Consider the following 26,419-nt stretch of genomic DNA (forward strand, 5'->3'; position numbering starts at 1 on the left):
GCGGCCCTGGGCGCAGGGCGTATCTAATAGATAAGGATAACCACCCCCCAGCCGGCGCAAAGTCTGATTTAGCGTTGTTTTGGGGCTCTTCTTCTGGTGCAAGAGCTTGCAAATCCGATACATTTACACACAGGATAAATCGTGCATTTCTCTCTTACCGCCACAATGACCGCCACCATCCAGACATGATTGTTCTCATCGGCTATGCCGTTTCCATGGGTTGCATCTTCGGTGTGTACATCTTTCACGGTGGCAACATTTCGGTGATCCTGCACGCCCTGCCTTTTGAGCTGATCACCATTTTTGGTGGCGCACTGGGCGCATTTGCGGTGAACAATCAGCCCAAAGTCCTCAAAGCCACTATGGCCCTGCTGCCGCAGGCGCTCAAAGGCTCTAAGTACACCAAGACGCGCTACATGGAGTTGCTGTCCTTGATGTACGACATTTTGCAAAAAGCCCGCAAAGAGGGGCTGATGGCGATCGAAGGTGATGTGGAATCGCCGGAGAATTCCGAAATTTTCAAGAAATATCCGACCGTTGGCAGCGACCACCATGTGGTGGAGTTCATGACAGACTACCTGCGCATGATGGTGTCGGGCAACCTGAATGCCCACGAAATCGAGTCGCTCATGGACAGCGAGATCGACACCCACCATGCCGAAGCCCATGCCCCGATTGCCGCTATTGCGCGGCTCGCTGGCGCCTTGCCCGCCTTCGGAATTGTGGCGGCAGTGCTGGGGGTGGTGAACACCATGGGCTCGGTGGGCCAGCCGCCTTCTGTGCTGGGCGGCATGATTGCATCGGCGCTGGTGGGTACCTTTCTGGGGATTTTGTTGGCCTATGGTGTGGTGGAGCCGCTGGGCGGTCTGCTGGAGCAAAAAACCGAAGACGGTGCCAAGGAACTGCAGTGCATGAAGACCACGCTGCTAGCCAGTATGCAAGGCTACAACCCCGCTACCGCGATTGAATTTGGCCGCAAGGTGCTGTTCTCTGGGGATCGGCCCAGTTTTGCCGAACTGGAAGGCCATGTGCGTGGCAAAAAGTAATTCTTTAGCTAACTGATATGGCGACGGAAGGCAAAAAACTCCAACCGATCATCGTCAAGAAGATCAAAAAAGGTGGCCATGCCGTGCATGGTGGTGCCTGGAAGATCGCCTACGCCGACTTTGTAACGGCCATGATGGCCTTCTTTTTGCTCATGTGGCTGTTGGGCTCGACCTCCGAAGGCGACAAAAAAGGCCTGTCCGACTTTTTCAATACGCCGCTCAAAGTGGCTATGCAAGGCGGCAGCGGTGCCGGGGCCAGCAACAGCATATTGTCGGGCGGCGGCTCGGACCTGACCAAGACGGCAGGACAAGGCACGCGCGGTACTGGCGACGACCCGGTCAAAAAGAAGATGGAAGAAGCGGCCGCCAAGGCCGAGATTGCCAAGCAAGATGCGTCACGCATCAAAAACTTGCGCGACAAGATCGACGCTCTGATCACCAGCAACCCCAAGCTGGCCGAATTTCGCTCGCAAATCCGCATGGAAACCACGCCCGATGGACTGCAGATCCAGATCGTGGACGAGCAAAACCGCCCAATGTTCGACAGTGGGAGCGCCTTGGTCAAACCTTACATGCGCGACATATTGCGGGAAATTGGCAGCGCCCTGAATGGGGTGGAAAATCGCATCAGCCTGGCTGGACACACCGACAGTACGCCTTACGGCAATGGTGAGCGAGGCTACAGTAACTGGGAGCTGTCTGCCGACCGGGCCAATGCCTCGCGCCGCGAACTGGTCGCCGCAGGCATGCCGGATGAAAAAATGGCCCGTGTAGTGGGCCTGGCCGCAAGCAGCCTGCTGGACACAAAAACCCCACTGGCCCCCATCAATCGGCGCATCAGCATTACGATCATGACGCGAGAAGCCGAAGCACGACTCATGGGCAATGCCACAATAGAGGCTTCTGTAACAAATGAAACAGCGTCTGGTACCGGGCAATCTTCCGTTCAACCACCCGCACGTGGCGTAGAAAAGCCATGAGATCGCCGAGAACCTCCAAAATGCGCCTTATTTCAGCAACCTTTATCGAAAGGGTCACCCGTGGCAAATGACCTGCGTTTTTTAATCGTGGACGACTTCTCCACCATGCGTCGTATCGTGCGTAACCTGCTCAAAGAGATTGGTTACCCTGACGCGGACGAAGCCGAAGACGGCCTTGCTGCGCTGCAAAAGCTGCGCAGCGGCCTGCATTTTGATTTCGTGGTGAGCGACATCAACATGCCCAATATGAATGGATTCCAACTTCTGGCCGAAGTCAAGGGAGACGAGAAGCTGAAACACCTGCCCGTACTGATGGTGACCGCCGAGGCCCGCAAGGAAGACATCGTAGCCGCTGCACAGGGTGGCGCGGCGGGCTATATCGTGAAACCGTTCACCAAGGCAACGCTTGAAGACAAGCTGATACACATCCTGAAAAAGAACGGGCTGATCCCAGCATGAGCGCCGCAGCCCTACCCGCTGACGGAGAGCTCCAGCCAGCAGTGCACCAAAAGCTCGGTCTTTTGACCCGTCAATTGCACGACTCCCTTAACGAGTTGGGCTACACCGACAAGCTCAAAGACAGCGTCGAAGAGTTGCCAGATGCGCAAAGCCGTCTGACCTACATTGCCCGCCTGACCGGTGAGGCAGCTGAAAAAGTACTCAGCCGGGTCGATCTGGCCAAAATCCAGCACGACTTCATCGCCGCCGAAACCAGCAAACTGGCCGCGCTCATCGTCAAAGACCCGGTCGCAGCTGTTGCCACGGGTGCTGTATACAACTTCGTGGCCGATGTCGAGCGCGCCAGCAAAGAAATCGACATGCACCTGACCGAAATCATGATGGCGCAAGATTTCCACGATTTGACGGGCCAGGTCATTGCACGGGTGGTCAACCTCACCTCGACCATTGAAAAGCAGCTGATCGAACTACTGATCCAGACCGCCCCCACTGCCGCTGTTATTCAGCCGAAAATCCCTGAAGGCTTGTCGGGTCCGGTGGTGGATGCCAGCAACCGCACTGATGTAGTCACGGACCAGTCGCAGGTGGATGACTTGCTGGCCAGCCTGGGTTTTTAGCCGAATTGTGGGGCGGGAATAGGCCAGCCTAAGTGCTGCTTATCCCGCTTTAGCCAAGTGGCTCGGTGCCGACAATGGGGTCACCAAAAACCCCATTGCCATGGAATCATCCAGCCAAGACAAAGACCTACCCGCCACCCAGCGCAAGCTAGACCAAGCACGCAAGGATGGGCAGGCATCACGCTCCAAGGACTTGTCCCATTTGGCGGTGTTGGGCACGGGGTCTGTGGCGGTGCTGCTGCTGGCCCCCTCTTTTCTAGAACATTTCAAGCTGGTTTTGGGCCAACAGCTCTCGTTCGATGCAGCCACCTTGGCGCAGAACGGCAGCATGCTGGACCGGCTTCAAGATGTGGTGCTGGTCGGTATGGTGGCCAGTACCGTGTTTGCAGCGATTGTGTTGGCCGCGGCCGTGGGCAGTGCCGTGGCATCGGGGGGTTGGGTCGCCAGCCTGAAACCCATCATGCCGGACTTCAGCCGTATCAACCCGATCTCGGGGTTTGGCCGCTTGTTTTCCAAAGAACAGGCCACCGACATCCTCAAATTGCTGGTCATCACCACCGTATTGATCTCGGTGGCCTGGACGTATGTGTCCAACAGCCTGGGTTCGGTCGCGCAACTGGTGTTGCAGCCGTCCGCAGCCTCCATCCAGCACGTGGCGAACTGGATCACCTCGGGCATGAGCTTGCTGCTGCTGGTGGTGTTTGCCGTGGCGGCCATCGACGTACCGCTGCAAACCTTTCTGATGAAGTCGCGCCTGAAAATGTCGCACCAGGAGGTGAAACAAGAGCACAAGGAGTCCGACGGTAACCCGCAGATGAAGGGCAAGATGCGCGCCCGGGCCCGCGAGATCGCCCAGCGCACCAGCGTTAGCGCCGTACCCAAGGCCGACTTTGTGCTGATGAACCCAACCCACTTTGCCGTGGCTCTTAAATACGACGAAAAAACCATGCGTGCCCCGCAGGTCATCGCCAAAGGTGCCGACCTGGTGGCCATGAAAATCCGCGATGTGGCCAAAAGCCATGAGATCCCCGTATTCCAGTCGCCCATGCTGGCACGTGCCCTTTACGCACACGCCGAGATCAATGGCGAAATCCCGTCTGCCCTGTACACCGCCGTGGCCCAGGTACTGGCCTACGTGTACCGCGTGAAAGCCGCCATGCGCGGCGAGGGCCAGATGCCCGATAGCTTTCCGCAACCCGATGTGCCGCCCGAGCTCGACCCGCTGGGCAACACCGTTCTGGCTGAGGCAAGCCCATGAACCCGCAGCTCCAGTCCGTACAGCAGTGGTTCAACAACAACCGCAAAATGCTGCAGGGCGTATCGGCCCCGATGATGGTGATGGTCATTCTGGCCATGATGGTCCTGCCCATGCCCGCGTGGCTGCTGGACACCTTTTTCACCATCAATATCGCCGTGGCCCTGATGGTGATGATGGTGGCAGCCTATATGGTGCGGCCTTTGGACTTTGCCGCGTTTCCTTCGGTGCTGCTGCTTACCACGCTGATGCGCCTGTCGCTCAACGTGGCCTCCACCCGCGTGGTGCTGCTGGAAGGCCACACCGGCCCGGGCGCAGCGGGTGCGGTGATCGAGGCTTTTGGCCACTTCCTGATCGGCGGCAACTTTGCGGTGGGCTTGATCGTCTTCGCGATTCTGGTGGTCATCAACTTTGTGGTGGTGACCAAGGGTTCGGAGCGGATTGCCGAGGTGTCGGCCCGCTTCACCCTGGATGCCATGCCCGGCAAGCAGATGGCGGTGGATGCCGACCTGAACGCCGGTTTGATCAACGAAAAAGAAGCCAAGCGCCGCCGCGCCGAGGTGGGCGAGGAAGCCGACTTCTTCGGCTCCATGGACGGTGCCTCCAAGTTTGTGCGCGGCGACGCGATTGCGGGCATTTTGATCCTGATCATTAACATCGTGGGCGGCTTCACTATCGGTGTGCTGCAACACGATCTGACCGCCGCCAAAGCCGCCGACACCTACATTCTGCTGGCCGTAGGCGATGCGCTCGTGGCACAAATCCCCGGCCTGCTGATCTCGATCGCCGCCGCCATGGTGGTGTCGCGCGTGGGTAAGGACGACGACATCGGTAAGCAGATCATCGGCCAGTTGTTCGACTCACCCAAGGTGCTGGGCATTACGGCGGGCATCATGGCGGTGATGGGTGTCATCCCCAACATGCCGCACGTGGTGTTTTTGTCGATGGCGGCGGTGCTGGGCTACATGGCCTGGGCCATTGCCCACCGGCCCGTGCCACAGGATTCCACCCTGATCGTCGGTCCGCCACCCACCGACGGCGAAGCCACCTGGGACGACCTGCAACCAGTGGACCTGCTGGGGCTGGAGCTGGGCTACCGCCTCATCACCCTGGTAGACAAAACCCGCCCCGGCGATCTGCTGACCCGCATCAAGGGCGTGCGCCGCAAATTTGCCCAGGAAGTAGGCTTTTTACCCCCACCGGTGCACGTGCGCGACAACCTGGACCTCAAGCCCAGCGGCTACCGCATCACCCTGCGCGGCGTGGTGGTGGGCGAAGGCGAGGCCTTCCCCGGCATGTACCTGGCCATCAACCCCGGAGGCATCACCACCCCGCTGATCGGCACGGCCACCACCGACCCGGCTTTTGGCCTACCCGCCCACTGGATCGACGAGCGCCAGAAGGAAGCGGCACAAATGGCCGGTTTTACCGTGGTTGATTCGGAAACCGTGATGGCTACACATTTGTCACACTTGATGCAAGTGCAGGCGGCCCGGCTACTGAGCCGTACCGAGACGCAGCAACTGGTGGAGCATGTCAGCAAACTGGCCCCCAAACTGATTGAAGAAGTGGTTCCCAAAATGGTGTCTATCGCCACGTTCCAGAAAGTCTTACAGCTGTTGCTGGAAGAGTCTGTGCACATCCGCGATATCTGCACCATCGTCGAATGTCTGGCCGAGCACGCCGTGGCCACCACCGACCCCGCCGACCTGGCCCGGCGCGTGCGTATCGCCCTGGCCCCGGCCATCGTGCAGCAAATTTACGGCCCCACCCGCGAACTCAACGTGATTGCCATCGAGCCCAGCCTGGAGCGCATGCTGGTGCAAGCCCTGGGCAATGCCGCGGGCCCGGCGCTGGACCCTGGCGTGGCCGACCTGCTGACCCGTAACGTAGCCGATGTGGCCCTGCAGCAAGAAGAGCTGGGCGTGCCTGCCTGCCTGCTGGTGCCCGACCAGATCCGTAACGCCATTTCCCGGCTGGTGCGCCGCGTAGCCCCCCGGCTGCAGGTACTGGCGCACAGCGAAATACCTGAAACCCACACCATCCGCATTGGCCCCATCCTCAAAGGTGCACTCACATGAACATCCAACGCTTTCACGCCGCCACGTCCCGCGAAGCTTTGGCCAAGGCCCGTGCGGTCTTTGGTGAGGGGACGCTGATTCTGTCCAACCGCCCCACACCCAATGGCGTGGAAGTGGTGGCCACCGCAGAAGATGCCTTGTCGTCGCTCGACCGACCCAGCGTGGCACCGGCCCCCGCCTCGGCCGCCACCATCGCCATGGCGCAAGTCCCGGTGGAAGAAGACACCGAGCAACTGGCCATGAGCACACTGTCGTTCCAGGACTACGTGCGCGAACGCATGCTGCGCCGCCGCCACGAAAGCAGCCCCGACCTGCGTGACGAGATCTTTCCGCAGAAAACGTCGGCCCCGGCCTCGGTGCAGGCTGCACCTACACCCATGGCCCCGCCCCCCCAGCGCCCCAAGCCCGCCGTGCATGCCGTTCCGTTCGCGCCGCCCGTGGCCCGTGCCAAGCCCGCTCCGGCTGCCGCCACCATCAATTCCAAGGGCATCGTGGACGAGCTGCAGGCCATGAAGGACATGATTGAAGAGCGCTTCAACACCATGGCCTGGCTGGGCAAGACCAAGCAGGACCCGATCCAGTCCAACCTGATGCTCAAGCTGATCCGCGCCGGGTATTCGCCCGACCTGGCCCGCGCCGTGATGGAGCGCCTGCCCGAAGATGCCACGCCGGCCGAAGCCATCCGCTGGCTGATGGGCGTGCTGGAGCAAAACCTGCGCACCGATGCCGGTAGCAAGCCGATCTTCGAGCAAGGCGGTGTGTTCGCGCTGGTGGGTGCCACCGGCGTGGGCAAAACCACCACCGCCGCCAAGCTGGCCGCACATTGCGCCAGGGTACACGGACCCAACAGCGTCGGCCTGATCACGCTGGACACCTACCGCGTGGCCGCCCACGAACAACTGCGCGCCTTTGGCCGCATGCTGGGCGTGGTGGCCCACCTGGCCCATGACCGCGCCGCTTTGCAAGACCTGCTGGGCCTGCTGGGCAACAAACGCATGGTGCTGATCGACACCACCGGCATTGCCCCCAAGGACCCGCGCAAGCGCGACATGATGGATGTGCTGGACCTGCCCGGTGTGAACCGCCTGCTGGTGCTCAATGCAGGTAGCCACGGCGACACCATGGACGAGGTGCTGACCTCGTTCAAAACCCGGGGCGTGCAGCAGGCCATCCTGTCCAAAATCGACGAAGCCGCCAAGCTCGGACCGGCGCTGGATGCCATCATCCGCCACCAACTGGTGCTGCGCGGCGTATGCAATGGCCAGCGCGTGCCCGAAGATTGGGAACCCGCCGATGCCAAGAAGCTGGTGCGGGCCTCGATGCGCTCCACCACCAAGTCGGCGTTTGACCCCAAGGCCGCCGACTTGAACTTCTTCTTTACCCCGGCACCCATGGATGCCAGCCGCCAGGAACGGGCGCATGCTTGACACCAGTGCCGACCAGGGAGCCAGCCTGCGCCGCATCGCGCCGCAAGCCGCCTGGAGCGTGATTGCCATGGTGACCAGGGGCGACACCGCCACCGAGTTGCCGCTACTCTGGCAAATCTGCGCGGCCCTGCAAAGTTTTAGCCTGCGCATCACCGTACTGGACGCAACCTCGGCAGAAACGGAAGACAATCCAGGTTTACAGAATCTGTTGGACCACGCACACTGGTCAGAAGATGCCGCCGATGATGCAAGCCATGAAGCGCCCCCTTGGCACACCGTGCCCGCCCGTTTGGGGCTAAGCCGCCTGGCGATGCTGACCCGCCAAGACTCCCCCATGTCCACTCCACCCCTCCAAGCCCTCAGCCACCTGTTCCGCAGCTGCGATCTGGTCGTGGTGTATGCCGATGCCCAGCTGCTGGCCACTTTGCTGCCGGGCACACAGGTGCGCCCCTTGCTGGCAGTCACGCCGCGCCGCGCCTCCATCCTCGGTGCTTACCAAAATTTTAAAAAATTGCTGCTGCAGGCCCGGCTGGTACCGCTGATTGCCTCGGTGGTCACCGCGCCCTTCAAAAATGCCGAGCTGCTGGCCAAATCCACTGGGCGGGCACTGCAAAACTGCGCCCACCTGCACCTGGACTGCCAGACCGACTTCATGACCGTGCGCTCATTCCCGCAAAAAACTGCGCGTTGGGACGATGCGCACCCAATCGCCCTGCGCCTGATGGCCAGCGCCATTCCCATGGTCCATGGGGTCGGGAGCCACTGATGTACACCGCCAAAGGCCACCTGGACCGTGAGCACATGCTGCGCCAGTATGTGCCGCTGGTGCGTCGGCTGGCGCACCACATGATCGCCAAGCTGCCGCCCAACATTGAGCTGGACGACCTGATCCAGGTGGGAATGATTGGCCTGTCGGAGGCCCTGACCCGCTACGAAGTAGCCCAGGGCGTGCAGTTTGAGACCTTTGCCACCCAACGCATCCGCGGGGCCATGATCGACGAGCTGCGCGAGGGCGACTGGATGTCGCGCGGCTCGCGCAAGAGCCAGAAAGAGATCGAGCGCGCCGTGCAGCGGCTGGAGCAAAAGCTGGGCCGCAGCCCGCTGGAGTCCGAAATCGCCATCGAGCTGGAAATGACCCTGCACGACTACCAGGAGCTCTTGGGCAAGGTCCGTGGTACGCAGCTGGTCTACCTGGAAGACATGAACGGCGGTGCCGACGATGGTGCGGGCTTTTTAGACCGGCATGTGGCCGACGAAGCCGCCGACCCGGTCAACCTGCTGCGCGACCACCGCCTGCGGGCGTCACTGGTGGATGCCATCAAGACCCTGCCTGACCGGGAGCAGTACATCATGAGCATGTACTACGAAAACGACATGAATCTGAAAGAGATTGCGGCGGTGCTGGAGATTACCGAGTCCCGCGTCTGCCAGTTGCACAGCCAGTCCATCGCCCGGCTGCGGGCCAAGATGAGAAGCCACTGAACACCCCCAGGCTTGCCCACTGCCCCGGAATCGGCTTGCAAAGCCGAGAACTCAGGTGGCAGCGCCAACTCCCTTGCAGGGGGCAACACCAGCAACCTGGCAAAGCCAGTTCTGCGGCGTTTCTGAAAGGGGTGCCTCAATCTTGAATTTGAGCCTTTTAGGCCGCTAGCGCATATTTTACCTACGCTAGTAGCTATAGATTAGATAGCAAATCTAATTTGCGGCTGCAGCGTAGATGCGGGCTGCACCGCCGCGGTAGGTGCCGGTTTTGCCGCCGGAATAGGTGGCGGAGGGTTGGGCTTGGGGAAGCACGGTGGCCAATGCCCGGTCTACCACCACGGCGCGGCGGGCCAGGTTGGACCGTTGCTGGGACAGGGTAAGAGAGACTTTTTCGAGCCGGCTGCGCATGTCAGCATTCAGCGGCTGCATGCCAGCAGGGGTGCGGCCCCATACCGCCATGTCGGCCATGGCTTGGCGCAGCGCGGTGCTGGCGGCCTCCAAAACAAGGGGTTCGCCCGCGATCAGGGCGGCAGACACTTCTTTGAGCAATTGCTCTACGCGCAGCAGACTGGCCTCCATGCCATGGGGTGTTGGTCGGGCCGTCATGGTCGGTAGTCCTACGCTGGAACGAGCGGGAAGGGCGAGGAAACGTTTATTTGCGTGTGACGCTGAGCATCTCTTGCGCGTTGTCGAGCATTTTGTCGGCAATCGCTTCGGGGTTGATCTTGAACGTGCCGTTCTTGATAGCCTCCTTGATGTCGGCCACTTTCTTGCTGTCGAAGTCGGTGCCCACAGCCCGGTCGTTCTGCTCCAACGTGCGGGCCAGAGTGGATACAGACACCTGTGCACCGGCCGCGGGAATGGCGCGCGCACCCTTCTGCGCCATGCTTGCGGGCGCAGCTTCCTTGTCCTGATCGGCTTTCTTGAGTACGGCGGCATTCACTGCGGCCGTTACATCTATCCCTTGTCCAATTTTCATCACGCTCTCCAACAGCCTTGACGTTAAGGCATCGTAGCAATGGTTTCGGCCGATTCTTCATTTTCTTAAATCTAATTAGGCTAGATGGTGTGAGAAAAACCAGTTGTTACATCTCGACCACAATGGTGCGGGCATCCTGCACCACTCCGGACATCACCCGGCCACTATCCAGCCGCACCTTGGCGGGCTGGCCCACCACCCCGGAGGTGATGGCCTGCCCGTCAGACAGCACCTGGAAACCCACGCCCTGGGCCAGCACCCGGATCTGGGTACCGGCCTGGAACACCTGGGCTGGCTTGACCATCGCCTGGCGCACGGTTTGCCCGGCCACCCAGGAGCGGGCCGCCACCTGGCCGATCCACTGCTCGGCGTTGGCCACCACGGGCGACGCGTCTTCGGCCCAATCGACTTCGGCCTCCATCGCGTCGTCCGCCGTCAGCACGGCACCGGTCATCACATTGGTTTTGGCCACCCAGGCCCGGCCCATCGCCTTGACGGTCACCGGCATAAACACATTCCATCGGGTAGTACCCGCCAAACAGCGCAGGCCCAACCGGCTTTTGCCCCACAAACGGGTGCCCGCTGGCATGTACGGCTCCACCTTGCTACAGGCAGCCAGTTGCAAGCGCGGGTCCAGCGCGCCCACCGACACCTCCATGCGCAGCGCCTGGCCCTGCACAGACGGAGCCTGCACCACGGCAGACTCCAGCCAGCGCTGGCTATTAGCCACCATATTGGCCTGCATGTCGGCCTCAGCCTGGGCATACGCTGGCAGCGCGCACAGCACGGCGGCAGCGCAAACCATGTTTCGTAGCAATACGGGCATAGAACCTCCAAATTCTTGCCAAGACTAAGGCCAGAACACCTGCGGCAAAGCCGCGAACTGCGCCGCAATCACCCGCTTCTTCCGGGGCTCAAAAGACTCAAGTTTTTCCATAATTTGCCCAAGCGAGATCCGGGATGGCACCGGAGGTTTCGCCATTGATTACCAAGCGGGGTGTCGCATGTTGGACAAAATGGTCGGTTCGGTGGACTTTCAAAGCAAGGCTTTGGTGCTGCGCGCCGAACGCCAGCGCACCATCGCCAGCAATATCGCCAACGTGGATACCCCCGGCTATGTGGCGCGCGACTTCAATTTCAAGGAAGCCATGAGCGCCGCCACTGCCAGCCAGGGTCTGATCGCCGGCAACAAGACCGATAACCGGCACATGAATTTGCCCGACCTGGACAGCAGCAGCCTGGGCGATGCCCAAAAGCGCGGTTACAGCGTGCAGAGCCAGCCCAATATGGACAACAACACCGTGGACCTGGACCGCGAACGGGCCAACTTTGTCGATAACGCGGTGCGCTACGAAGCCACCCTGCGCTTTATCAACGGCTCGGCCAAAACCATGCTCAGCGCCATCACCGGCCAGTAACCGGCATACAGGAAAGCCCACCATGTCCATGTTTTCGATCTTTGGGGTCTCTGGCAGCGCCATCAGCGCCCAGTCGCAGCGCCTGAACGTGGTGGCCAGCAACCTGGCCAACGTGGATGCCGTCGCCGGGCCCGATGGCAATGCCTACAAGGCCCGCCAGGTGGTGTTTCAGACCACGCTGCTGGGGGCCGAGAGCGCTGCGGGGGTGCGCGTGAAAGAAATCACCGAAAGCCAGCAACCGGGCCGCAAAGTGCTCGATCCCACCAGCCCGTCGGCCGATGCCGATGGCTACGTCACCCATTCAAACGTCAACGCGGTGGATGAAATGGTGAACATGATTTCCGCCTCGCGCTCCTACCAGAACAACGTAGAAGTGATGAACACCGCCAAAACCTTGCTGCTGAAAACGCTGCAAATGGGCCAATAAATTTACTGAAAGCACCCCATGGCCTTGGATGTCACCGCCCTCAACGCTGCCAGCAGTTCGCTGACCAAAACCACCACCAACAGCACGACGGCGGAAGCCTCGCAAGACCGTTTCCTGAAGTTGCTGGTAGCCCAGTTGAACAACCAGGACCCGATGAATCCGATGGACAACGCGCAAATGACCAGCCAGCTTGCGCAGATCAACACCGTATCGGGTATCCAGACGCTGAACGACACCATGAAGAGCATGGCCACGCAAATTGCGGCCCTGCAGTCCTTGCAGGGTAGCTCCACCATCGGCCGCGAAGTACTCACCGAGGGCTCCACCCTGAGCATCACCGACGGCGTGGGCAAGGGCTCTTTTGACCTGAGCAGTGCAGCCGATGCGGTAAAGGTCGAAGTGCGCACCGCCGGTGGCACCCTGCTGGGCACGGTGGACATGGGCGCGCAAGAGGCGGGACGCCAGGCATTCACCTGGGATGCGTCCAAATACACCAACTCGGGCAACCTGGACTTCAAGGTGGTCGCCACCAAGGGCGGCAGTACCGTGGCCACCACGGCGCTGGAGCGTAACAAGGTGGTGTCGGTCAGCAACGAAAACAATGTCCTCAATCTGCAGTTGCAAAACGGCGACTCGGTGGCTTACAGCGCCATCAAAGCCATTTTGTAGCCCCTCCCCCACCGCCGTATTTGCCACCGAATTTTTAGGAGCCATCCATGAGCTTTCAACAAGGTCTCTCCGGTCTGAACGCCTCCAGCCAAAACCTGGATGTGATTGGCCACAACATCGCCAATGCCAACACCACCGGCATGAAGGCCTCGCGCGCCGAGTTTGCCGAGCTGTACGCCTCGTCGTTGGGCAGCTCGGGCGGCATCAGCGCGGGTATCGGTGTCGAGGTGCAGACTGTGTCACAGCAGTTCACCCAGGGCAATATCAGCATCACCGGCAACTCTCTGGACGTGGCCGTCAACGGCAACGGCTTCTTCCAGGTCCAACAGCCCAACGGCACCACCGCCTACAGCCGCGACGGCGCCTTCAAACTCAACAAGGGTGGCGAGATCATCACCAACACCGGCGCCCACCTGATGGGCATCACCGCCGCCGCCGACGGCTCGATCCCCACCGGCGGTGCGGTCGGCCCGCTGACCCTGCCCACAGGCGGCGAAATCCCTGCGGTGCAAACCACCAAGCTGGACCTGAGCTTCAACCTGGATGCCCAGGCCGCCGTGGCCACCGGTACCGCACCGGCGGCGCTCGTGCCGGTGCTGGCAACCTACGGCACCTCGGTCACCGCCTACGATGCGCAAGGTGTCGGCGTGCCAGTCAGCGTCTATTTCACCAAAACCGCGGTCAACACCTGGGATGTGTATTCCAGCGTGAACGGAGCCACTCCGACGCTTACCAAAACCGGCCTAGCCTTCACCGGCACCGGCAGCACGCCCGCAGCCACCATCGGTAGCCTGACCCTGCCCTCGCCCACCAACCCGGCCAGCACCTTCAGCGTCAACCTGAACGTGGTGAGTGCCACCCAGTACGGCTCCAAGTTCTCGATCTCCAAAGCCACCCAGGACGGCCAGGCACCGGGAACCCTGACGGCCATCAGCATCGACGAGACCGGCATCATCCAGGGCACCTACTCCAACGGCAAGTCGCTGGCGGCCGGGCAGATCCAGCTGGCCACTTTTACCAATGTGCAGGGCTTGGCACCGATTGGCGGCAACGTCTGGCTGTCCACCCCGTCCAGCGGCGACCCCTCGGCCAAAGGCGTACCGGGCAGCGGCAACCTGGGCGGGCTGCGTGCGGGTGCACTGGAAGACTCCAACGTCGATCTGACCAAAGAGCTGGTCAATATGATGACCGCCCAGCGCGCCTACCAGGCCAATGCCCAGACCATCAAAACCCAAGACCAGGTGATGTCCACCCTGGTCAACCTGCGCTAATCCGCTAGGCCGCCGCCATGGACCACATCATTTACACCGCGATGACGGGGGCCAACACGGCGGCCAATCGGCAGGCCGTGCTGGCCAACAACCTGGCCAACGTGTCCACCAATGGCTTTCGGGCCGAGCTGGCCACCTACCGCTCGGTGCCGCTGAACGGCCCCGGCTCCAGCACCCGGGTGTTTGCACTGGAAACCACCTCCGGCCACTCCGAAACCCCCGGCCCGGTGCAACGTACCGGTCGCAACCTGGATGCCATGGCCCAGGGCAATGCCTGGTTTGCCGTGCAGGGTTTAGACGGTACCGAGGCCTATACCCGCAGCGGCATTTTTGAAATTTCCAGTACCAACACCCTGGTCACGCCCACCGGTCTGCCGGTGCTGTCGGACGGCGGCGCGCCCATCGACGTGCCAGCCGGAGCCGACATCACCCTGGGCAACGACGGCACCATCAGCGCCAAGGTGGCCGGCCAGGCCTCCAGCAGCCTGGGACGACTGAAGATGGTCACCCCCGATGCCGACAACCCCATCAAGCGCGGCGACGACGGCCTGTTCCGCGGGGCCACCGGCGACCCGCTGCCCAGTGATGCCAACGCCAAACTGCTGGCCGGGGCGGTCGAAGGCTCCAACGTTAACGCCGTGGAAACCATGGTGGGCATGATCCAGACCGCGCGCCAATTCGAGACGCAGATGCGCCTGCTGCAAACCGCCGAAACCAATGACAAAAGCGCCAGCCAGTTGCTGAACGTTCAAGGCTAAATTTAGGAGCCCCCATGATTAATTCACTCTGGATCGCCAAGACCGGCATGGAAGCCCAGCAAACCCAGCTGGACGTGATCTCGCACAATCTGGCCAACGTCTCCACCACCGGCTACAAGCGTGCCAATGCGGTGTTTGAGGATTTGATCTACCAAAACCTGCGCCAGGTCGGGGCCAACAGCACCGAGCAAAACCAGCTGCCTACCGGCTTGCACCTGGGCCTGGGCGTGCGCACCGTGTCCACCACCCGCTCGTTTGCCCAGGGCAGCCTGCAGCAAACCGGCAACACGCTGGACGTGGCCATCAACGGCAATGGCTTCTTCCAGATCAACCAGACCGATGGCTCCATCGGCTACACCCGCGACGGCTCGTTCCAGGTGGATTCACAGGGCCGTCTGGTCACGGCCGAAGGCCTCACGGTAGCCAGCGGCGTGACCATTCCGGTCACCGCCCAAAGCGTCACCATCAGCACCGACGGTACGGTCACCGTGATGCTGCCCGGCAACGCCACGCCCCAACCGGCGGGCAATATCGCCATGGCCAACTTCATCAACCCGGCCGGCCTGGAGCCCAAGGGCAGCAACCTGTACGCCGAAACCGCCGCCTCGGGCCAGCCCACCACCGGCACGCCGGGCGTGAGCGGCATGGGCGTGGTGCGCCAGGGTTTTGTGGAAACCAGCAATGTCAACGTGGTGCAGGAGCTGGTGACCATGATCCAGACCCAGCGCGCCTACGAGATGAATTCCAAGGCCGTGCAGACCTCGGACCAGATGCTGCAAAAGCTGGCCCAGCTGTAGGAGATTCACCATGCGCGCCGTCCTCACTGCGTTCACAGGGCTTTGCCTCCTGGGCCTGCTCAGTGGCTGCGAAACCCTGGCACCCGCGCCCAAGGTGGATTTCGCCGAATCCACCGGGCCCCGGCAATTGCCGCCTGCCGTGGTGGCCACCAACGCCCGCCCCACCGGCAGCCTGTTTGCATCGGCCGCCTACCGCCCGGTGTTTGAAGACCGCCGCCCGCGCTTGGTGGGCGACAACCTGACCATCCAGATCGTGGAAAACGTCAGCGCCAGCCAAAAATCGACCAGCACTGTGAACCGCACCGCCGCCGAGGCGGCGGGCATCACCGGTATTCCCTTCCTGAAAGCCCCTTTACTCGACAAGTTTGGCATCGGTGCCACCTCCAGCAACGACTTTTCAGGCAAGGGTGGCACCGAAAGCGCCAACACTTTTTCGGGGGCCATCACCGTCACCGTGGTCGAAGTGCTACCCAACGGCCACCTGGTGGTCACCGGCGAAAAGCAGATCGGCGTGAACCAGAACGTGGACGTGCTGCGCTTCTCGGGCACGGTAGACCCGCGCGCGGTGCAACCGGGCAGCATCGTCGCCTCCACCCAGGTGGCGAACGCGCGTATCGAGTCCAAGGGACGCGGCCAACAGGGCGAAGCCCAAGCCATGGGCTGGCTGGGGCGCTTCTTTATGAACGTGATGCCGTTTTAGGTACACCCCCGGGCTTGCCCACTGCGTGTGGCAGCGCCAACCCCATTGCAGGGGGCAACTGCAGCAGTCTGGCGGAGCCAGTCCTGCGCAGTTCTGGAAGGGGCTTTGCTGCGCTTGCCCTGGGGCGGGCAGGGGACAGGGGTGTTTATTGCGCCTTGTCTTGCTTCCTCCCCTTCCAGGAAGGGCTGGGGTGGGGGGCTGCCCTGGCTGTATTTTTAAGCCAAATCGGCCTCTGGCGCATATTTCACCTACACTTAGTGCTATCTAAATAATAGCAAAGCCAATTGACCGGAAAGTGCCGCCTTTTCCGCCGTTCCAACACGCAGACGCACCGCAAAATAATGCTAAAGGTTTCGCCATTTCGACCGAACCAGACGTAGAACAGGTGTTCGCCATGCCATTTTCCCGCCTTCTGCCAATGCGCCGTGCCGCGACATGGGGCTTGGGGCTGTGCATGGCATTGCTGGTGGCCCTGCCCGCGCAGGCGCTGCGCATCAAGGAAGTTGCGTCCATCCAGGGCGTGCGTAGCAACCAGTTGACCGGCTACGGGCTGGTGGTGGGGCTGGACGGCACGGGTGACCAGACCACCCAGATGCCCTACACCTCGCAAAGCCTGTCCAGCTACCTGCAGCAGATGGGCATTACCCTACCCGCCAGCCTGGCATCGTCGCTGCAGCTGAAAAACGTGGCGGCGGTGATCGTCACCGCACAACTGCCCGCCTTTGCCCAGCCGGGCCAGACGATTGACATCAACGTGGCCAGCATGGGTAATTCCAAGTCGCTCAAGGGCGGCCTGCTGATCGCCACGCCGCTGCGCGGGGCCGACGGCGAAATCTACGCCATGGCCCAGGGCAATATGGTGGTAGCCGGTGCCGGTGCCGCCGCCGGGGGCAGCAAAGTACAGATCAACCACCTCAGCGCAGGCCGCATTCCTGGCGGTGCGCAGGTAGAGCGCAGCGTGCCCACGCCGCTGCAAGACGGCGACTTCATCACCCTGGACCTGAACTCCAGCGACTTCCAGACCGCCCGCCGCGTAGCCGCCGCCGTCAACAACCGCATGGGCAGCGGCCTGGCCAACGCCATGGATGGCCGCACCGTGCGGGTGCGCGCGCCGAACGACCCGAACGCCCGCGTCAACTTTCTGGCCGACCTGGAAGAGCTGACCATGGAATCCTCGGCCCCGGCGGCCAAGGTGGTAATCAACTCGCGCACCGGCTCCATCGTGCTGAACCAGTCGGTCACGCTCGGCCCCTGCGCCATTGCGCACGGCAATTTGTCCATCAGCATCAGCACCACGCCCTCGGTAAGCCAACCCAACGCCTTGTCGCAAGGACAGACGGTGGTCACCGAAAAGAGCAATATCCAGATCAAGCAAGAACCCGGCATCCTTATCCAGGTGCCGCCTGCGCCCCAGTTGGCCGACGTGGTGCGCGCCCTGAACGCCCTGGGTGCCACGCCGCAAGATCTGCTGGCCATCCTGCAAGCCATCAAGGCCGCGGGCGCCCTGAATGCTGAACTGGAGGTGATCTGATGGCACTGACCCAAACTTCGCAAGTCTCCAGCAATGCGCTGGCCGCCGATGCCCAGTCGCTGAATGCGCTGAAGATGCAGGCGGGCAAAGACGGCGCGGGTGCCATCAAAGAAACCGCCAAACAGCTGGAATCGCTGTTCATGCGCGAGCTGATCAAAAGCATGCGCGAGGCCACCACCAAATCCGGCCTGTTCGACAGCCCCCAGGGCGACCTGGGCAGCGACCTGCTGGACCAGCAGCTGTCGGTCACCATGTCGGGCCAGCCTGGCGGTTTGTCGGCCGCCATAGAGCGGCAGTTGACGCGCCAGACCGTTCCGGCCGATACCAGTAGCACCCCCAAGATGGTCACCCCGCTGGGTGCCCCGAAGGGCAAACCGGCCAGCGTCAGCCAGACCGATTTTGTCGAGCAGCACAACACCGCCGCCACCGCCGTAGAGCGGGCCACCGGCATCCCTGCCAGCTACATGCTGGGCCAAGCCGGGCACGAAACCGGCTGGGGCCGCAAAGAAATCAAGAACTCCGACGGCAGCACCTCGTTCAACCTGTTCGGCATCAAGGCGGGGAGTGGCTGGACCGGCAAGACCACCACCGTCACCACGCACGAAGTGGTGAACGGTGAAACCCGCAAGGTCAGCGCCAAGTTCCGCGCCTACGACTCCTACCAGGACTCGTTCAACGACTACGCGAATCTGATCAACAACAGCCCGCGCTATGCCCAGGCGCGGCAGCAAACCGGCTCCTCCCAGGCCTATGCCACCGAGCTCAAACGCGCGGGCTACGCCACCGACCCCGATTACGCCGCCAAGCTGAACCGGGCCATTACCGTAACGCAGCAATTGCGCCGGGCTTACGCCTAAAGCCCCCTACAGAGTCACGCCATGAGCAACCTCCTCAACGTCGGCGCACGGGCCCTGGTGGCCAACGAAGTGGCTCTGCAAACCATTGGCAACAATATTGCCAACTCCAGCACGGTGGGCTATTCGCGCCAGAACGTGGTGCTGCAGACCGTGGAAGGCCAGTTCACCGGTGGCGGCTACATCGGCAAGGGCGTGGACATCCAGACCATCCAGCGCAACCACGACGAATACCTGACCCGCCAGGCGGCGCTGTCCAAATCGGTGTCGGCCTCGGACGTCACCCGCGCCAACAAGCTGCTGCAGCTGGAAGATATCTTCAAAGGCGGCACCAACGGCCTGGGCGCAGCGGTGACCGACATGATGAACGCGTTCTCCGACGTGGCCAGCGCGCCCACCGACCTGACCGCCCGCACCGTGGTGTTGACCCGTGCCGACGAGGCCGCCGCCCGCTTCAACAATGCCGCCACCCAGCTGACCAACCTGCAGACCGGCCTGACCACCGAGCTGCAAAACGCGGCGGCGGCGGTAAACACCATCACCACCAACCTGGCCGCAGTCAACGGACAGATCCAGCTCGCCAGGGGCAACGGCCAGTCGCCCAACGACCTGCTGGACAAGCGCGACAACCTGATCAGCCAGCTCAACCAGTACATCCAGACCTCCCAGGTGGATGCCGACGACGGCACGGTGACCATATTTGCCGCCAGCAGCCAGCCCCTGGTGCTGGGCACCAAGGCCACGGCCTTGCAGGTGCAGTCCAACCCCCAGGACGCATCGCAAAGCCAGATCGCCATGGTCTTCGGCACCCAGACCGTGGTGCTGTCCGAAGACATGATGGGCGGCGGCTCGATCACCGGAATGCTGAAGTTCCAGAACAAGGACCTGGCCGAAGGGGCCAACCTGCTGGGCCGCATCGCCACCAGCATCACCACGGTGGTCAATGCCCAGCACAAGCTGGGGCTGGACCTGGACGGCAATGCCGGAGGCAACCTGTTCAGCCCGGTCAGCATGCCCATCGGCGCAGCCGCCAGCTTCAACACCGGCAGCGGCACGGTAAACGTCGGCGTGGATGCGCCCACCGTGGCCAAGCTGGCCGCCTCGGACTACAAAGTCACCTTCACCTCGGCCACGGCATTTACTGTGCAGCGCCTGTCGGACAACACCACGGTCTTACCCGACCCGACCACCGGCAGCTACGATGGCCTGGCGATTGCCGTGGGCGGTACCCCGGCCACGGGCGACAGCTTTTTGCTCCAGCCCTACCGCACGGCCGCCAGCAAAATCACCACCGCCTTTGGCTCGCCTCGCCAACTGGCCGTATCCAGCCCGGTGCAGGCCGCCATGGGCACCGCCAATACCGGTAGTCTGGCCGTGGCCAATCTGGCTGCCAAGTCGGTCCCCATTCCGGCCAACATCACGCTGAACTTCACCGGCTCCAACACGTATACGCGCAGCGACACCGGGGCCACGGTCTACACCTACAGCCCCGGGACGCCAATTGCGTTTGACTCCACCAACCTGTCGTCCGGCTGGTCGCTGACCCTGTCGGGCGCAGCCCAGAACGGCGACAAGATCACCCTGGGCCCGGCCAATCCCAGCTACGTCAAGCTCAATGCCGGTAATGCTGCGGCCCTGCTGAACCTGCGCGATGTGGCCCTGTTCGACGGCTCCAGCCTGTCCGACGGCTATGCCGCGCTGATGTCGCAGGTGGGCGTGAAAGTACAAAGCGTGCAATACACCGCCAACGTGTCCAAGTCGATTGCCGACAACCTGGAAACCTCGCGCACCGGGGTATCGGGCGTGAACCTGGACGAAGAAGCCGCCAAGTTGCTGCAGTACCAGCAGGCCTACCAGGCATCGGCCAAGATGGTCCAGATTGCCCAAACCATTTTTGACAGCCTGATGGCCAGCGTGGGCCGATAGGCGAGGAGAAGACCATGAGCAATTCATTTACCCGCCTGGCCAGTGCCACCGGCTACGACAACGCGCTACGCAATCTGACCAACCGGTACGCCACCATGTCTGCGCTGCAAGAAAATATGACCTCGGGCAAAAAAATCCTGCGCTCCAGCGACGACCCGACCGGCGCAGCCCAGGCCGAACGCGCCAACACCCGCATCGACCGCATCAAGACCGAGCAGCGCGCGCTAGACAGCCAGGTCAGCTCCATCACCCAGGCCGAATCCACCCTGGGCCATACCACTGACCTGCTGACCCAGTTCCGCACCCTGGTGGTCCAGGCGGGCAACGGTGCCAACAGCCCGGTAGAGCGCGACACCATTGCCAAGCAGTTGGTCAGTATCCGCGACGAGTTGCTGACCCTGGCCAACAAAAAAGACAGCAACGGCATGCCGCTGTTCAACGGGCTGGGCAGCACCGCATCGCCGTTTGAAACCAGTGCCGACGGCGTGGCCCCCGACCCCGACTACAACTACAACGGCCTGCCCGGCCAAACCGCTGCCAGCACGGTAGCGATACCGTTCACACTGGACGGCCGCGCCGCCTGGATGGACGTGCCCCAGGGCAACGGTGTGTTCAGCATCAGCCTGGGCAGCACCAACACCGGCAAGGCATTTAGCGACATCGGCGTGGTCACCAATGCCTCGCTGATGGCCACCCAAGGCAGCAAATTTACCGTGACCTTCACCGCACCCGTGGCCCCGGCGACCGGTGCAACCACCTACACGGTGACCAACAACACCACCAATACCACGTCGGCAGCACTACCCTACACGGCGGGCCAGTCTATCGTGATGGGCGGCATCTCGATGGTGGTCCGTGGTGTGCCGGGCAACGGCGACACCCTGAACACCCTGGACGTGCTGGACACCAACCCCGCCACCAACCCCAACGCTGCCAATGCCGCCAACCGGCCGAGTATTTTTGACGTGCTCGACCGCAGCATACGCAGCATGTACGCCGTGGGCTCCACCACCGTAGGGGCCAACAGCACGGATGCCAACTTCAACCAGGAGCAGGCGATTTCGCTGGCCCAGATCGACACCAGCATGGAAAAGATCAGTGCCAGCCGGGGCAAGGCGGGCGACCTGCTGACCCGCGCCGACCGCATCACCGACACCCAGTCCGGCAACACCATCCAGGCCAAAACCGACAAATCCAACGCCGAAGACATCGACATGATTGCTGCCGCCGCCGACCAAAGCAACCAGCAAACCGCCTACCAGGCCGCGCTGAAGTCCTACGCCTCGATCCAGAAGCTGTCGTTGTTCAACTACATCAGCTAAGCCCGCACACTCCGCGTCCACCATGGCCACGTCCGTCCTCGGCAGTATTACCCTGGGCTACCGCCCGCTGTGGAACGCTGTGCGCAGCCTGGCGGCAGTGCAGTTGTTCATCGAAGGCCGGGCCGATGCCAGCATCGATGCCGAGCGCCTGCTCGGCGCACTGCAAGAGCAGGGCAAAACCGGCGCGCCCCCCCTGCTGCTGTCGGTCAAGTCCCCTGCGTTGCTGCGGGATCTGCTGGACCATGCGCCCCAGCACAACGCCCCGCCCTACTGGATCGAAGTCCGTAGCGAATGGATGGGCAGCCACGCCATGCCCCAGCGGGTGCAACGCGCCCACCAGCGCGGCCTGCGCCTGGTGTGGCGGGCCGAATCCGACCATCCCCCCAGCCCCGAGCTGGCCGCCTGTTTTTTCACCCGCCTGCTGCGCCTGTCGCCGCAAGCCGCACTGGCCGCCCTGCAAGCCGCCGCCCGCGCCCGTGCCGGTACGCCGGGTGGACCCAGCCCGGTACAGCCCGGCATGCTGTACGAGGGCATTGCCAGCCGCTTGCTGATGGAGCACTGCCTGGACCAGCAGCACGCCACCGCCCTGCTGGGCTGGCCCGACGAAGACATCCTGCACGCCCTGCAGCGCCAGGCCACCGCCCCCGACTACCGGGCCATGGTGCAACTGGTACAGGCGGTGGACGCAGACCTGTCGGTGGAAAAAATTGAAGCCCTGCTGGGCATGGAACCCATCCTAACCTTCCGCTTCCTGGCCTACGCCAACTCGGCCGCCGTGGGCTTGCGTAACGAGGTCGAATCGCTGCGCCACGGCCTGATGCTGCTAGGCACCAGCCAGCTCAAGCGCTGGTTGGTCGAGCAAATGCCCCAGGCCTCGCGCGACCTCAACCTGCTGCCCGTCAAAGCCGCCATGGTGCTGCGCGCCCGGCTGATGGAAAACCTGATGGACTCCGGGGCCGAACACCAACTGGCCCGCGAAATCTACCTCTGCGGCCTGTTCTCGCAAATCGACGTGCTGATGGGCGAACCCCTGGGCAGCGCCCTGCACCGCGTGCCCCTGAGCAGCCGCATCTACAACGCCACCGTGCGCAACACCGGTCCCTACGCCCCACTGCTGCACATCGCCAGCGCGCTGGAAACCGACAACGGTGCCGCCATCCGCGCCCTCTGCCACGAGCACGGGATGGGGCTGGACGAGATTAACCGGGCGCTGTTGAGAACCCTGGTGGTTTAAAAGCTCTAGGCGCACCCGGCCACTACAGCATCAGCACCCGATGCGCCCAGTAGCGCCTCAGCCGATGCGTTGCATGCAGTCGCGAATGTAAGTGTCGGAGGCGTTCAACTGCGCGCTGATGTAGTCGAGCGACCAGCCGTGCGTGCCGTGGCACTTGATGCTGGCCGCGCCGGTGTAGCCCACGCGCTTGAGCTCAGCCAGCGGCACGGCGTGGTCAAGAGTTCCGTCCGCGCGGGGCAATTGTTTTTCGCCTGGGCCAAAGTTCAGGCCGTCGACACCCCGGCGGTAGGCGCGGTCGACGTCCCAGATGTAGTAGTAATACAGACGCTTGCGCTCGGCCAGGAAAGTGATGGCCTGGCTGATGGTTTCGCCCATTACCCACAGGTGCGGCGGTGCCAGGCAAATGCCAAGATTAGGGTGGTCGATGTCGGTCACCAAACGCTTGATCTGTGCCAAGCTGTCCACCCCTTCGTCCCAGCGCTTTTCCTCGTTGCCGCCCGCCTCGAAATCGGCCGAGAACGGCACGGTCAGGTGGTTTTCCACGGCAATGCGCACACCGCGTCGCTCGGCCCGCTCGACCAGCGGTGGAAGGAACTTGGCGACAAAGTCGCTGTAGTTCGCTTCGCAATCGAAGATCACGGTGTCGATACCTAATTCGGCAGCAAAGTCGATCCGCTCCAGCATCTCAGCCTGGTTCTTACCGTACATGGTCAGGCCGCAAGGCTTCAGGCGGTACTTCTCCAGCAGGGCCTTGATGGCCCCAACATCGTCACCCGGGTTGACATGGTGGGCCAGCGGCGCGGCGCTGGACCAAAGGTTGACTTCGCGGTAGTTCAACTTGGCCAATTCGGCCAGCGCAGCTTCGAGCGGGTGGTCATGGTAAGGCAGGATTTCGGCTGTATAACGGAACATAGTTTTCTCCAATAGTGTGTCGGTCAAGACAGGGCAACCCAACTGCTGCCACCCTGGTGGCTGCGCAGCACGGCATCGATAAAAGCCATGCCTTGACGTCCGTCTCGCACGGTGGGCATGGGGTGGTGCGCAGCGTCAAAGGGCTGGCCTACGGCGCGGGCCTGCCAGGTGAGCGAAAAGTCGCGGTAGAGCTGCGCAAAGGCTTCAAAATAGCCCTCCGGGTGGCCGGCAGGCAGCCGCGTGGCCAAGGCCGCATCGCCGCCAGCGGGCGTGGCACCACGGCGCACGATCTGAGTTGCCTCGCCCAGGCGCGTAAATAGCAGCTGGTCGGGACTCTCCTGATCGAAATGGATGGCCGCACGGCTACCGTAGACCCGAAGTTGCAGCCGGTTGGCGCTACCGGTGGCCACTTGGCTGGCCCATAGCATGCCGCGCGCGCCGCCCTGGTAGCGCAGCATGACCTGCACATGGTCGTCCAGCGCACGGCCAGCAACGAAGGTCGTCAATTCGGCCGCGAGCTGGTCGACCTCCAACCCAGTGACAAAGCCGGCCAGGTGAAAGGCATGCGTACCGATGTCACCCAAAGCGCCGGCCGGCCCCGCACGCTGCGGATCGGCGCGCCACTCGGCCTGTTTCTGGCCGGTCAGTTCCAGCGGTTCGGCCAGCCAGTCCTGGGCGTACTCGACCTGCACCACGCGGATTTCGCCCAGCGCGCCGTTGCGCACCAGTTCACGGGCATGGCGCACCAGCGGATAGCCTGAATAGGTGTGCGTCACCATGAACAGCAGGCCCTGGCGCTCGGCCAGCTCCAGCAGCACGTCCGCATGGTCGAGCCGCGTCGTCATCGGCTTGTCGCAGATGACATGGATGCCCTGCTCCAGGAAGGCTTGCGCCACCGGGAAGTGCAAATGGTTTGGCGTGACGATGACGACCGCGTCGATACCATCGGGTCGCTGGGCCTCGCGTCGGGCCATTTCGGCGTAGTCGGCATAACAGCGTTCGGGGGCTAGCCGCAAATCCAACCCACTGGCCAATGCGCGCTGCGGGTCGGACGACAAGGCCCCGGCGACCAGTTCGTAGCCATCGTCCAGGCGGGCCGCGGCACGGTGTGCCGCGGCGATGAAACTGCCTTGGCCACCGCCGACCAGGCCGATACGTATGCGTCTTTGCATGTTGGCTTCCATCAAGGATTCACGGCTGGGCCCAGGCCCAGGCCCAGCACTTGGGCCAGCATCTGCGGGTCGGCACCGCTGGCGGCGAAGTCATCGAACGCCCGCTCGGCCACGCGGATGGTGTGGCGGCGGATAAATTCAGCGCCTTCGCGGGCCCCATCCTCAGGGTGTTTGAGGCAGCACTCCCATTCCAGCACGGCCCAGCCCGCGTAGTTGTACTGCGCCAGCTTGGAGAAGATCGCGCCGAAGTCCACCTGCCCATCGCCCAACGAGCGGAAGCGCCCAGCGCGCTCCAGCCAGCTCTGGTAGCCGCCGTACATCCCCTGGCGGCCGTCCGGCCGGAACTCGGCGTCCTTAACGTGGAAAGCTTTGATGCGCGCATGGTAGATGTCGATAAAGGCCAGGTAGTCGAGTTGCTGCAGCACGAAATGGCTAGGGTCGTAAAGAATGTTGGCACGCGGGTGGTTGTCGACGGCCTCAAGAAAACGCTCGAAGCTGACGCCGTCGTGCAGGTCTTCGCCTGGATGCAGCTCGTAGCACACATCCACCCCGGCCGCGTCAAACGCATCGAGCACCGGGCGCCAACGCCGCGCCAGTTCGGCAAATGCCTGTTCAACCAAACCGGGGGGGCGCTGCGGCCAAGGATATAAATACGGCCAAGCCAGCGAGCCGGAAAAGGTGGCGTGGGCGCGCAGGCCCAGCCGTTTCGAGGCCTGTGCAGCCAGCAGCAGTTGCTCACCGGCCCATGCCTGGCGCGCTGCAGGATTGCCGCGCAGCGCAGCGGGCGCGAAGCCGTCAAACAAAGGGTCGTAGGCCGGGTGCACGGCCAGCAGCTGCCCTTGCAGATGGGTCGATAGCTCGGTGATCTGCAGGCCAAACTCCGCCACCTGGCCCCGCAATTCATCGCAGTAAGTCTGGCTCTGGGCCGCCTGTTTCAGATCGATCAAGCCGGAGTCGGTAGGCAGCTGAATGCCTTTGTAACCCAGGTCCGCCGCCCAGCGCGCCAGGTTGGGCAAGGTATCGAAGGGCGCCGTTTCACCTTGAAACTGGGCGAGAAAGATGGCAGGACCTTGGAGTGTTTTCATGGTGTCTAAACGCGGTA

Annotated in this window: 27 protein-coding genes; 21 read left to right on the forward strand and 6 right to left on the reverse strand. The window is 62.5% G+C overall.

The window, feature by feature from the left end; all coding sequences use genetic code 11:
- Window positions 1-185 precede the first annotated feature (185 nt).
- The 9 genes from motA (at window position 186) to AC097L_RS06940 (ending at window position 9,347) form a co-directional block, all read left to right on the forward strand.
- Window positions 186-1,046, forward strand: coding sequence for a flagellar motor stator protein MotA (gene motA / locus AC097L_RS06900; protein WP_479585525.1), 861 nt, complete (start codon window positions 186-188; stop codon window positions 1,044-1,046).
- 17 nt (window positions 1,047-1,063) lie between these two features.
- A complete protein-coding gene (gene motB, locus AC097L_RS06905) occupies window positions 1,064-2,026 on the forward strand; it encodes a flagellar motor protein MotB (RefSeq protein WP_479585526.1) in 963 nt (320 codons plus the stop codon).
- Window positions 2,027-2,086: 60 nt separating this feature from the next.
- Window positions 2,087-2,485: a response regulator gene (locus AC097L_RS06910; protein ID WP_348027440.1), complete on the forward strand. Its 399-nt coding sequence runs from the start codon at window positions 2,087-2,089 to the stop codon at window positions 2,483-2,485.
- The gene (locus AC097L_RS06915) at window positions 2,482-3,102 is read left to right on the forward strand and encodes a protein phosphatase CheZ (protein WP_479585527.1); all 621 of its coding nucleotides are present in this window, start codon (window positions 2,482-2,484) and stop codon (window positions 3,100-3,102) included. Before AC097L_RS06910 ends, AC097L_RS06915 begins: the two co-directional genes overlap by 4 nt.
- A 100-nt stretch (window positions 3,103-3,202) precedes the next feature.
- Entirely contained in the window at window positions 3,203-4,360 is a 1,158-nt protein-coding gene (locus tag AC097L_RS06920; protein WP_479585528.1) for an EscU/YscU/HrcU family type III secretion system export apparatus switch protein, read from the forward strand.
- A complete protein-coding gene (gene flhA / locus AC097L_RS06925) occupies window positions 4,357-6,438 on the forward strand; it encodes a flagellar biosynthesis protein FlhA (protein ID WP_479585529.1) in 2,082 nt (693 codons plus the stop codon). Before AC097L_RS06920 ends, flhA begins: the two co-directional genes overlap by 4 nt.
- A complete protein-coding gene (flhF, locus tag AC097L_RS06930) occupies window positions 6,435-7,865 on the forward strand; it encodes a flagellar biosynthesis protein FlhF (RefSeq protein WP_479585530.1) in 1,431 nt (476 codons plus the stop codon). The genes flhA and flhF overlap by 4 nt, the downstream gene beginning before the upstream one ends.
- Window positions 7,858-8,631: a hypothetical protein gene (locus tag AC097L_RS06935; protein ID WP_479585531.1), complete on the forward strand. Its 774-nt coding sequence runs from the start codon at window positions 7,858-7,860 to the stop codon at window positions 8,629-8,631. Before flhF ends, AC097L_RS06935 begins: the two co-directional genes overlap by 8 nt.
- Window positions 8,631-9,347 carry an RNA polymerase sigma factor FliA gene (locus AC097L_RS06940; protein ID WP_479585532.1) on the forward strand — a complete coding sequence of 239 codons (717 nt, stop codon included), beginning with the start codon at window positions 8,631-8,633 and terminating at the stop codon, window positions 9,345-9,347. The genes AC097L_RS06935 and AC097L_RS06940 overlap by 1 nt, the downstream gene beginning before the upstream one ends.
- Before the next feature lie 213 nt (window positions 9,348-9,560).
- Here the strand turns inward: AC097L_RS06940 and AC097L_RS06945 are convergent, their stop codons facing one another.
- The 3 genes from AC097L_RS06945 to flgA all read right to left on the reverse strand — a co-directional run bounded on the left by AC097L_RS06945 (window position 9,561) and on the right by flgA (window position 11,152).
- On the reverse strand, window positions 9,561-9,953 hold the full coding sequence (locus tag AC097L_RS06945; RefSeq protein WP_479585533.1) for a hypothetical protein: 393 nt from the start codon (window positions 9,951-9,953) through the stop codon (window positions 9,561-9,563).
- A gap of 46 nt (window positions 9,954-9,999) precedes the next feature.
- The gene (gene flgM, locus AC097L_RS06950) at window positions 10,000-10,326 is read right to left on the reverse strand and encodes a flagellar biosynthesis anti-sigma factor FlgM (RefSeq protein WP_479585534.1); all 327 of its coding nucleotides are present in this window, start codon (window positions 10,324-10,326) and stop codon (window positions 10,000-10,002) included.
- A 106-nt stretch (window positions 10,327-10,432) separates the two neighbouring features.
- On the reverse strand, window positions 10,433-11,152 hold the full coding sequence (flgA, locus tag AC097L_RS06955; RefSeq protein ID WP_479585535.1) for a flagellar basal body P-ring formation chaperone FlgA: 720 nt from the start codon (window positions 11,150-11,152) through the stop codon (window positions 10,433-10,435).
- Window positions 11,153-11,330: 178 nt separating this feature from the next.
- On the opposite strand from flgA, the gene flgB reads away from it, so the two are divergent.
- From flgB to AC097L_RS07015, 12 genes are all read left to right on the forward strand, one after another.
- Window positions 11,331-11,744: a flagellar basal body rod protein FlgB gene (flgB, locus tag AC097L_RS06960; protein WP_479585536.1), complete on the forward strand. Its 414-nt coding sequence runs from the start codon at window positions 11,331-11,333 to the stop codon at window positions 11,742-11,744.
- Between the two features lie 22 nt (window positions 11,745-11,766).
- Window positions 11,767-12,171 (forward strand): flagellar basal body rod protein FlgC, encoded by a 405-nt coding sequence (gene flgC / locus AC097L_RS06965; protein ID WP_479585537.1) that lies wholly within the window; start codon window positions 11,767-11,769, stop codon window positions 12,169-12,171.
- Between the two features lie 18 nt (window positions 12,172-12,189).
- Window positions 12,190-12,840 (forward strand): flagellar hook assembly protein FlgD, encoded by a 651-nt coding sequence (locus tag AC097L_RS06970; protein WP_479585538.1) that lies wholly within the window; start codon window positions 12,190-12,192, stop codon window positions 12,838-12,840.
- A 47-nt stretch (window positions 12,841-12,887) separates the two neighbouring features.
- Window positions 12,888-14,111, forward strand: a complete 1,224-nt coding sequence (gene flgE, locus AC097L_RS06975; RefSeq protein WP_479585539.1) for a flagellar hook protein FlgE — start codon at window positions 12,888-12,890, stop codon at window positions 14,109-14,111.
- Between the two features lie 17 nt (window positions 14,112-14,128).
- Entirely contained in the window at window positions 14,129-14,869 is a 741-nt protein-coding gene (gene flgF / locus AC097L_RS06980; RefSeq protein WP_479585540.1) for a flagellar basal-body rod protein FlgF, read from the forward strand.
- A 14-nt stretch (window positions 14,870-14,883) separates the two neighbouring features.
- Window positions 14,884-15,666 (forward strand): flagellar basal-body rod protein FlgG, encoded by a 783-nt coding sequence (gene flgG / locus AC097L_RS06985; protein WP_479585541.1) that lies wholly within the window; start codon window positions 14,884-14,886, stop codon window positions 15,664-15,666.
- A gap of 10 nt (window positions 15,667-15,676) precedes the next feature.
- A complete protein-coding gene (locus tag AC097L_RS06990; RefSeq protein WP_479585542.1) occupies window positions 15,677-16,366 on the forward strand; it encodes a flagellar basal body L-ring protein FlgH in 690 nt (229 codons plus the stop codon).
- A gap of 394 nt (window positions 16,367-16,760) precedes the next feature.
- Window positions 16,761-17,897, forward strand: coding sequence for a flagellar basal body P-ring protein FlgI (locus AC097L_RS06995; RefSeq protein ID WP_479585543.1), 1,137 nt, complete (start codon window positions 16,761-16,763; stop codon window positions 17,895-17,897).
- A complete protein-coding gene (locus AC097L_RS07000) occupies window positions 17,897-18,754 on the forward strand; it encodes a glucosaminidase domain-containing protein (RefSeq protein WP_479585544.1) in 858 nt (285 codons plus the stop codon). Before AC097L_RS06995 ends, AC097L_RS07000 begins: the two co-directional genes overlap by 1 nt.
- A 21-nt stretch (window positions 18,755-18,775) precedes the next feature.
- Complete coding sequence (flgK, locus tag AC097L_RS07005) at window positions 18,776-20,677, forward strand: flagellar hook-associated protein FlgK (RefSeq protein WP_479585545.1); 1,902 nt, start codon at window positions 18,776-18,778, stop codon at window positions 20,675-20,677.
- A 14-nt stretch (window positions 20,678-20,691) separates the two neighbouring features.
- The gene (gene flgL / locus AC097L_RS07010) at window positions 20,692-21,999 is read left to right on the forward strand and encodes a flagellar hook-associated protein FlgL (protein ID WP_479585546.1); all 1,308 of its coding nucleotides are present in this window, start codon (window positions 20,692-20,694) and stop codon (window positions 21,997-21,999) included.
- A 22-nt stretch (window positions 22,000-22,021) separates the two neighbouring features.
- A complete protein-coding gene (locus tag AC097L_RS07015; RefSeq protein WP_479585547.1) occupies window positions 22,022-23,233 on the forward strand; it encodes an HDOD domain-containing protein in 1,212 nt (403 codons plus the stop codon).
- A 57-nt stretch (window positions 23,234-23,290) separates the two neighbouring features.
- Here AC097L_RS07015 and AC097L_RS07020 read toward each other — a convergent pair whose 3' ends face one another.
- From AC097L_RS07020 to AC097L_RS07030, 3 genes are read right to left on the reverse strand one after another with little or no spacing between them, the layout of a single operon-like run.
- Window positions 23,291-24,145 (reverse strand): sugar phosphate isomerase/epimerase family protein, encoded by an 855-nt coding sequence (locus AC097L_RS07020; RefSeq protein ID WP_479585548.1) that lies wholly within the window; start codon window positions 24,143-24,145, stop codon window positions 23,291-23,293.
- Between the two features lie 23 nt (window positions 24,146-24,168).
- Window positions 24,169-25,317, reverse strand: coding sequence for a Gfo/Idh/MocA family protein (locus AC097L_RS07025; protein ID WP_479585549.1), 1,149 nt, complete (start codon window positions 25,315-25,317; stop codon window positions 24,169-24,171).
- 11 nt (window positions 25,318-25,328) lie between these two features.
- Entirely contained in the window at window positions 25,329-26,402 is a 1,074-nt protein-coding gene (locus AC097L_RS07030) for a sugar phosphate isomerase/epimerase family protein (RefSeq protein ID WP_479585550.1), read from the reverse strand.
- Window positions 26,403-26,419 lie beyond the last annotated feature (17 nt).

It is taken from the genome of Rhodoferax sp. RT5P35, from assembly GCF_056521385.1.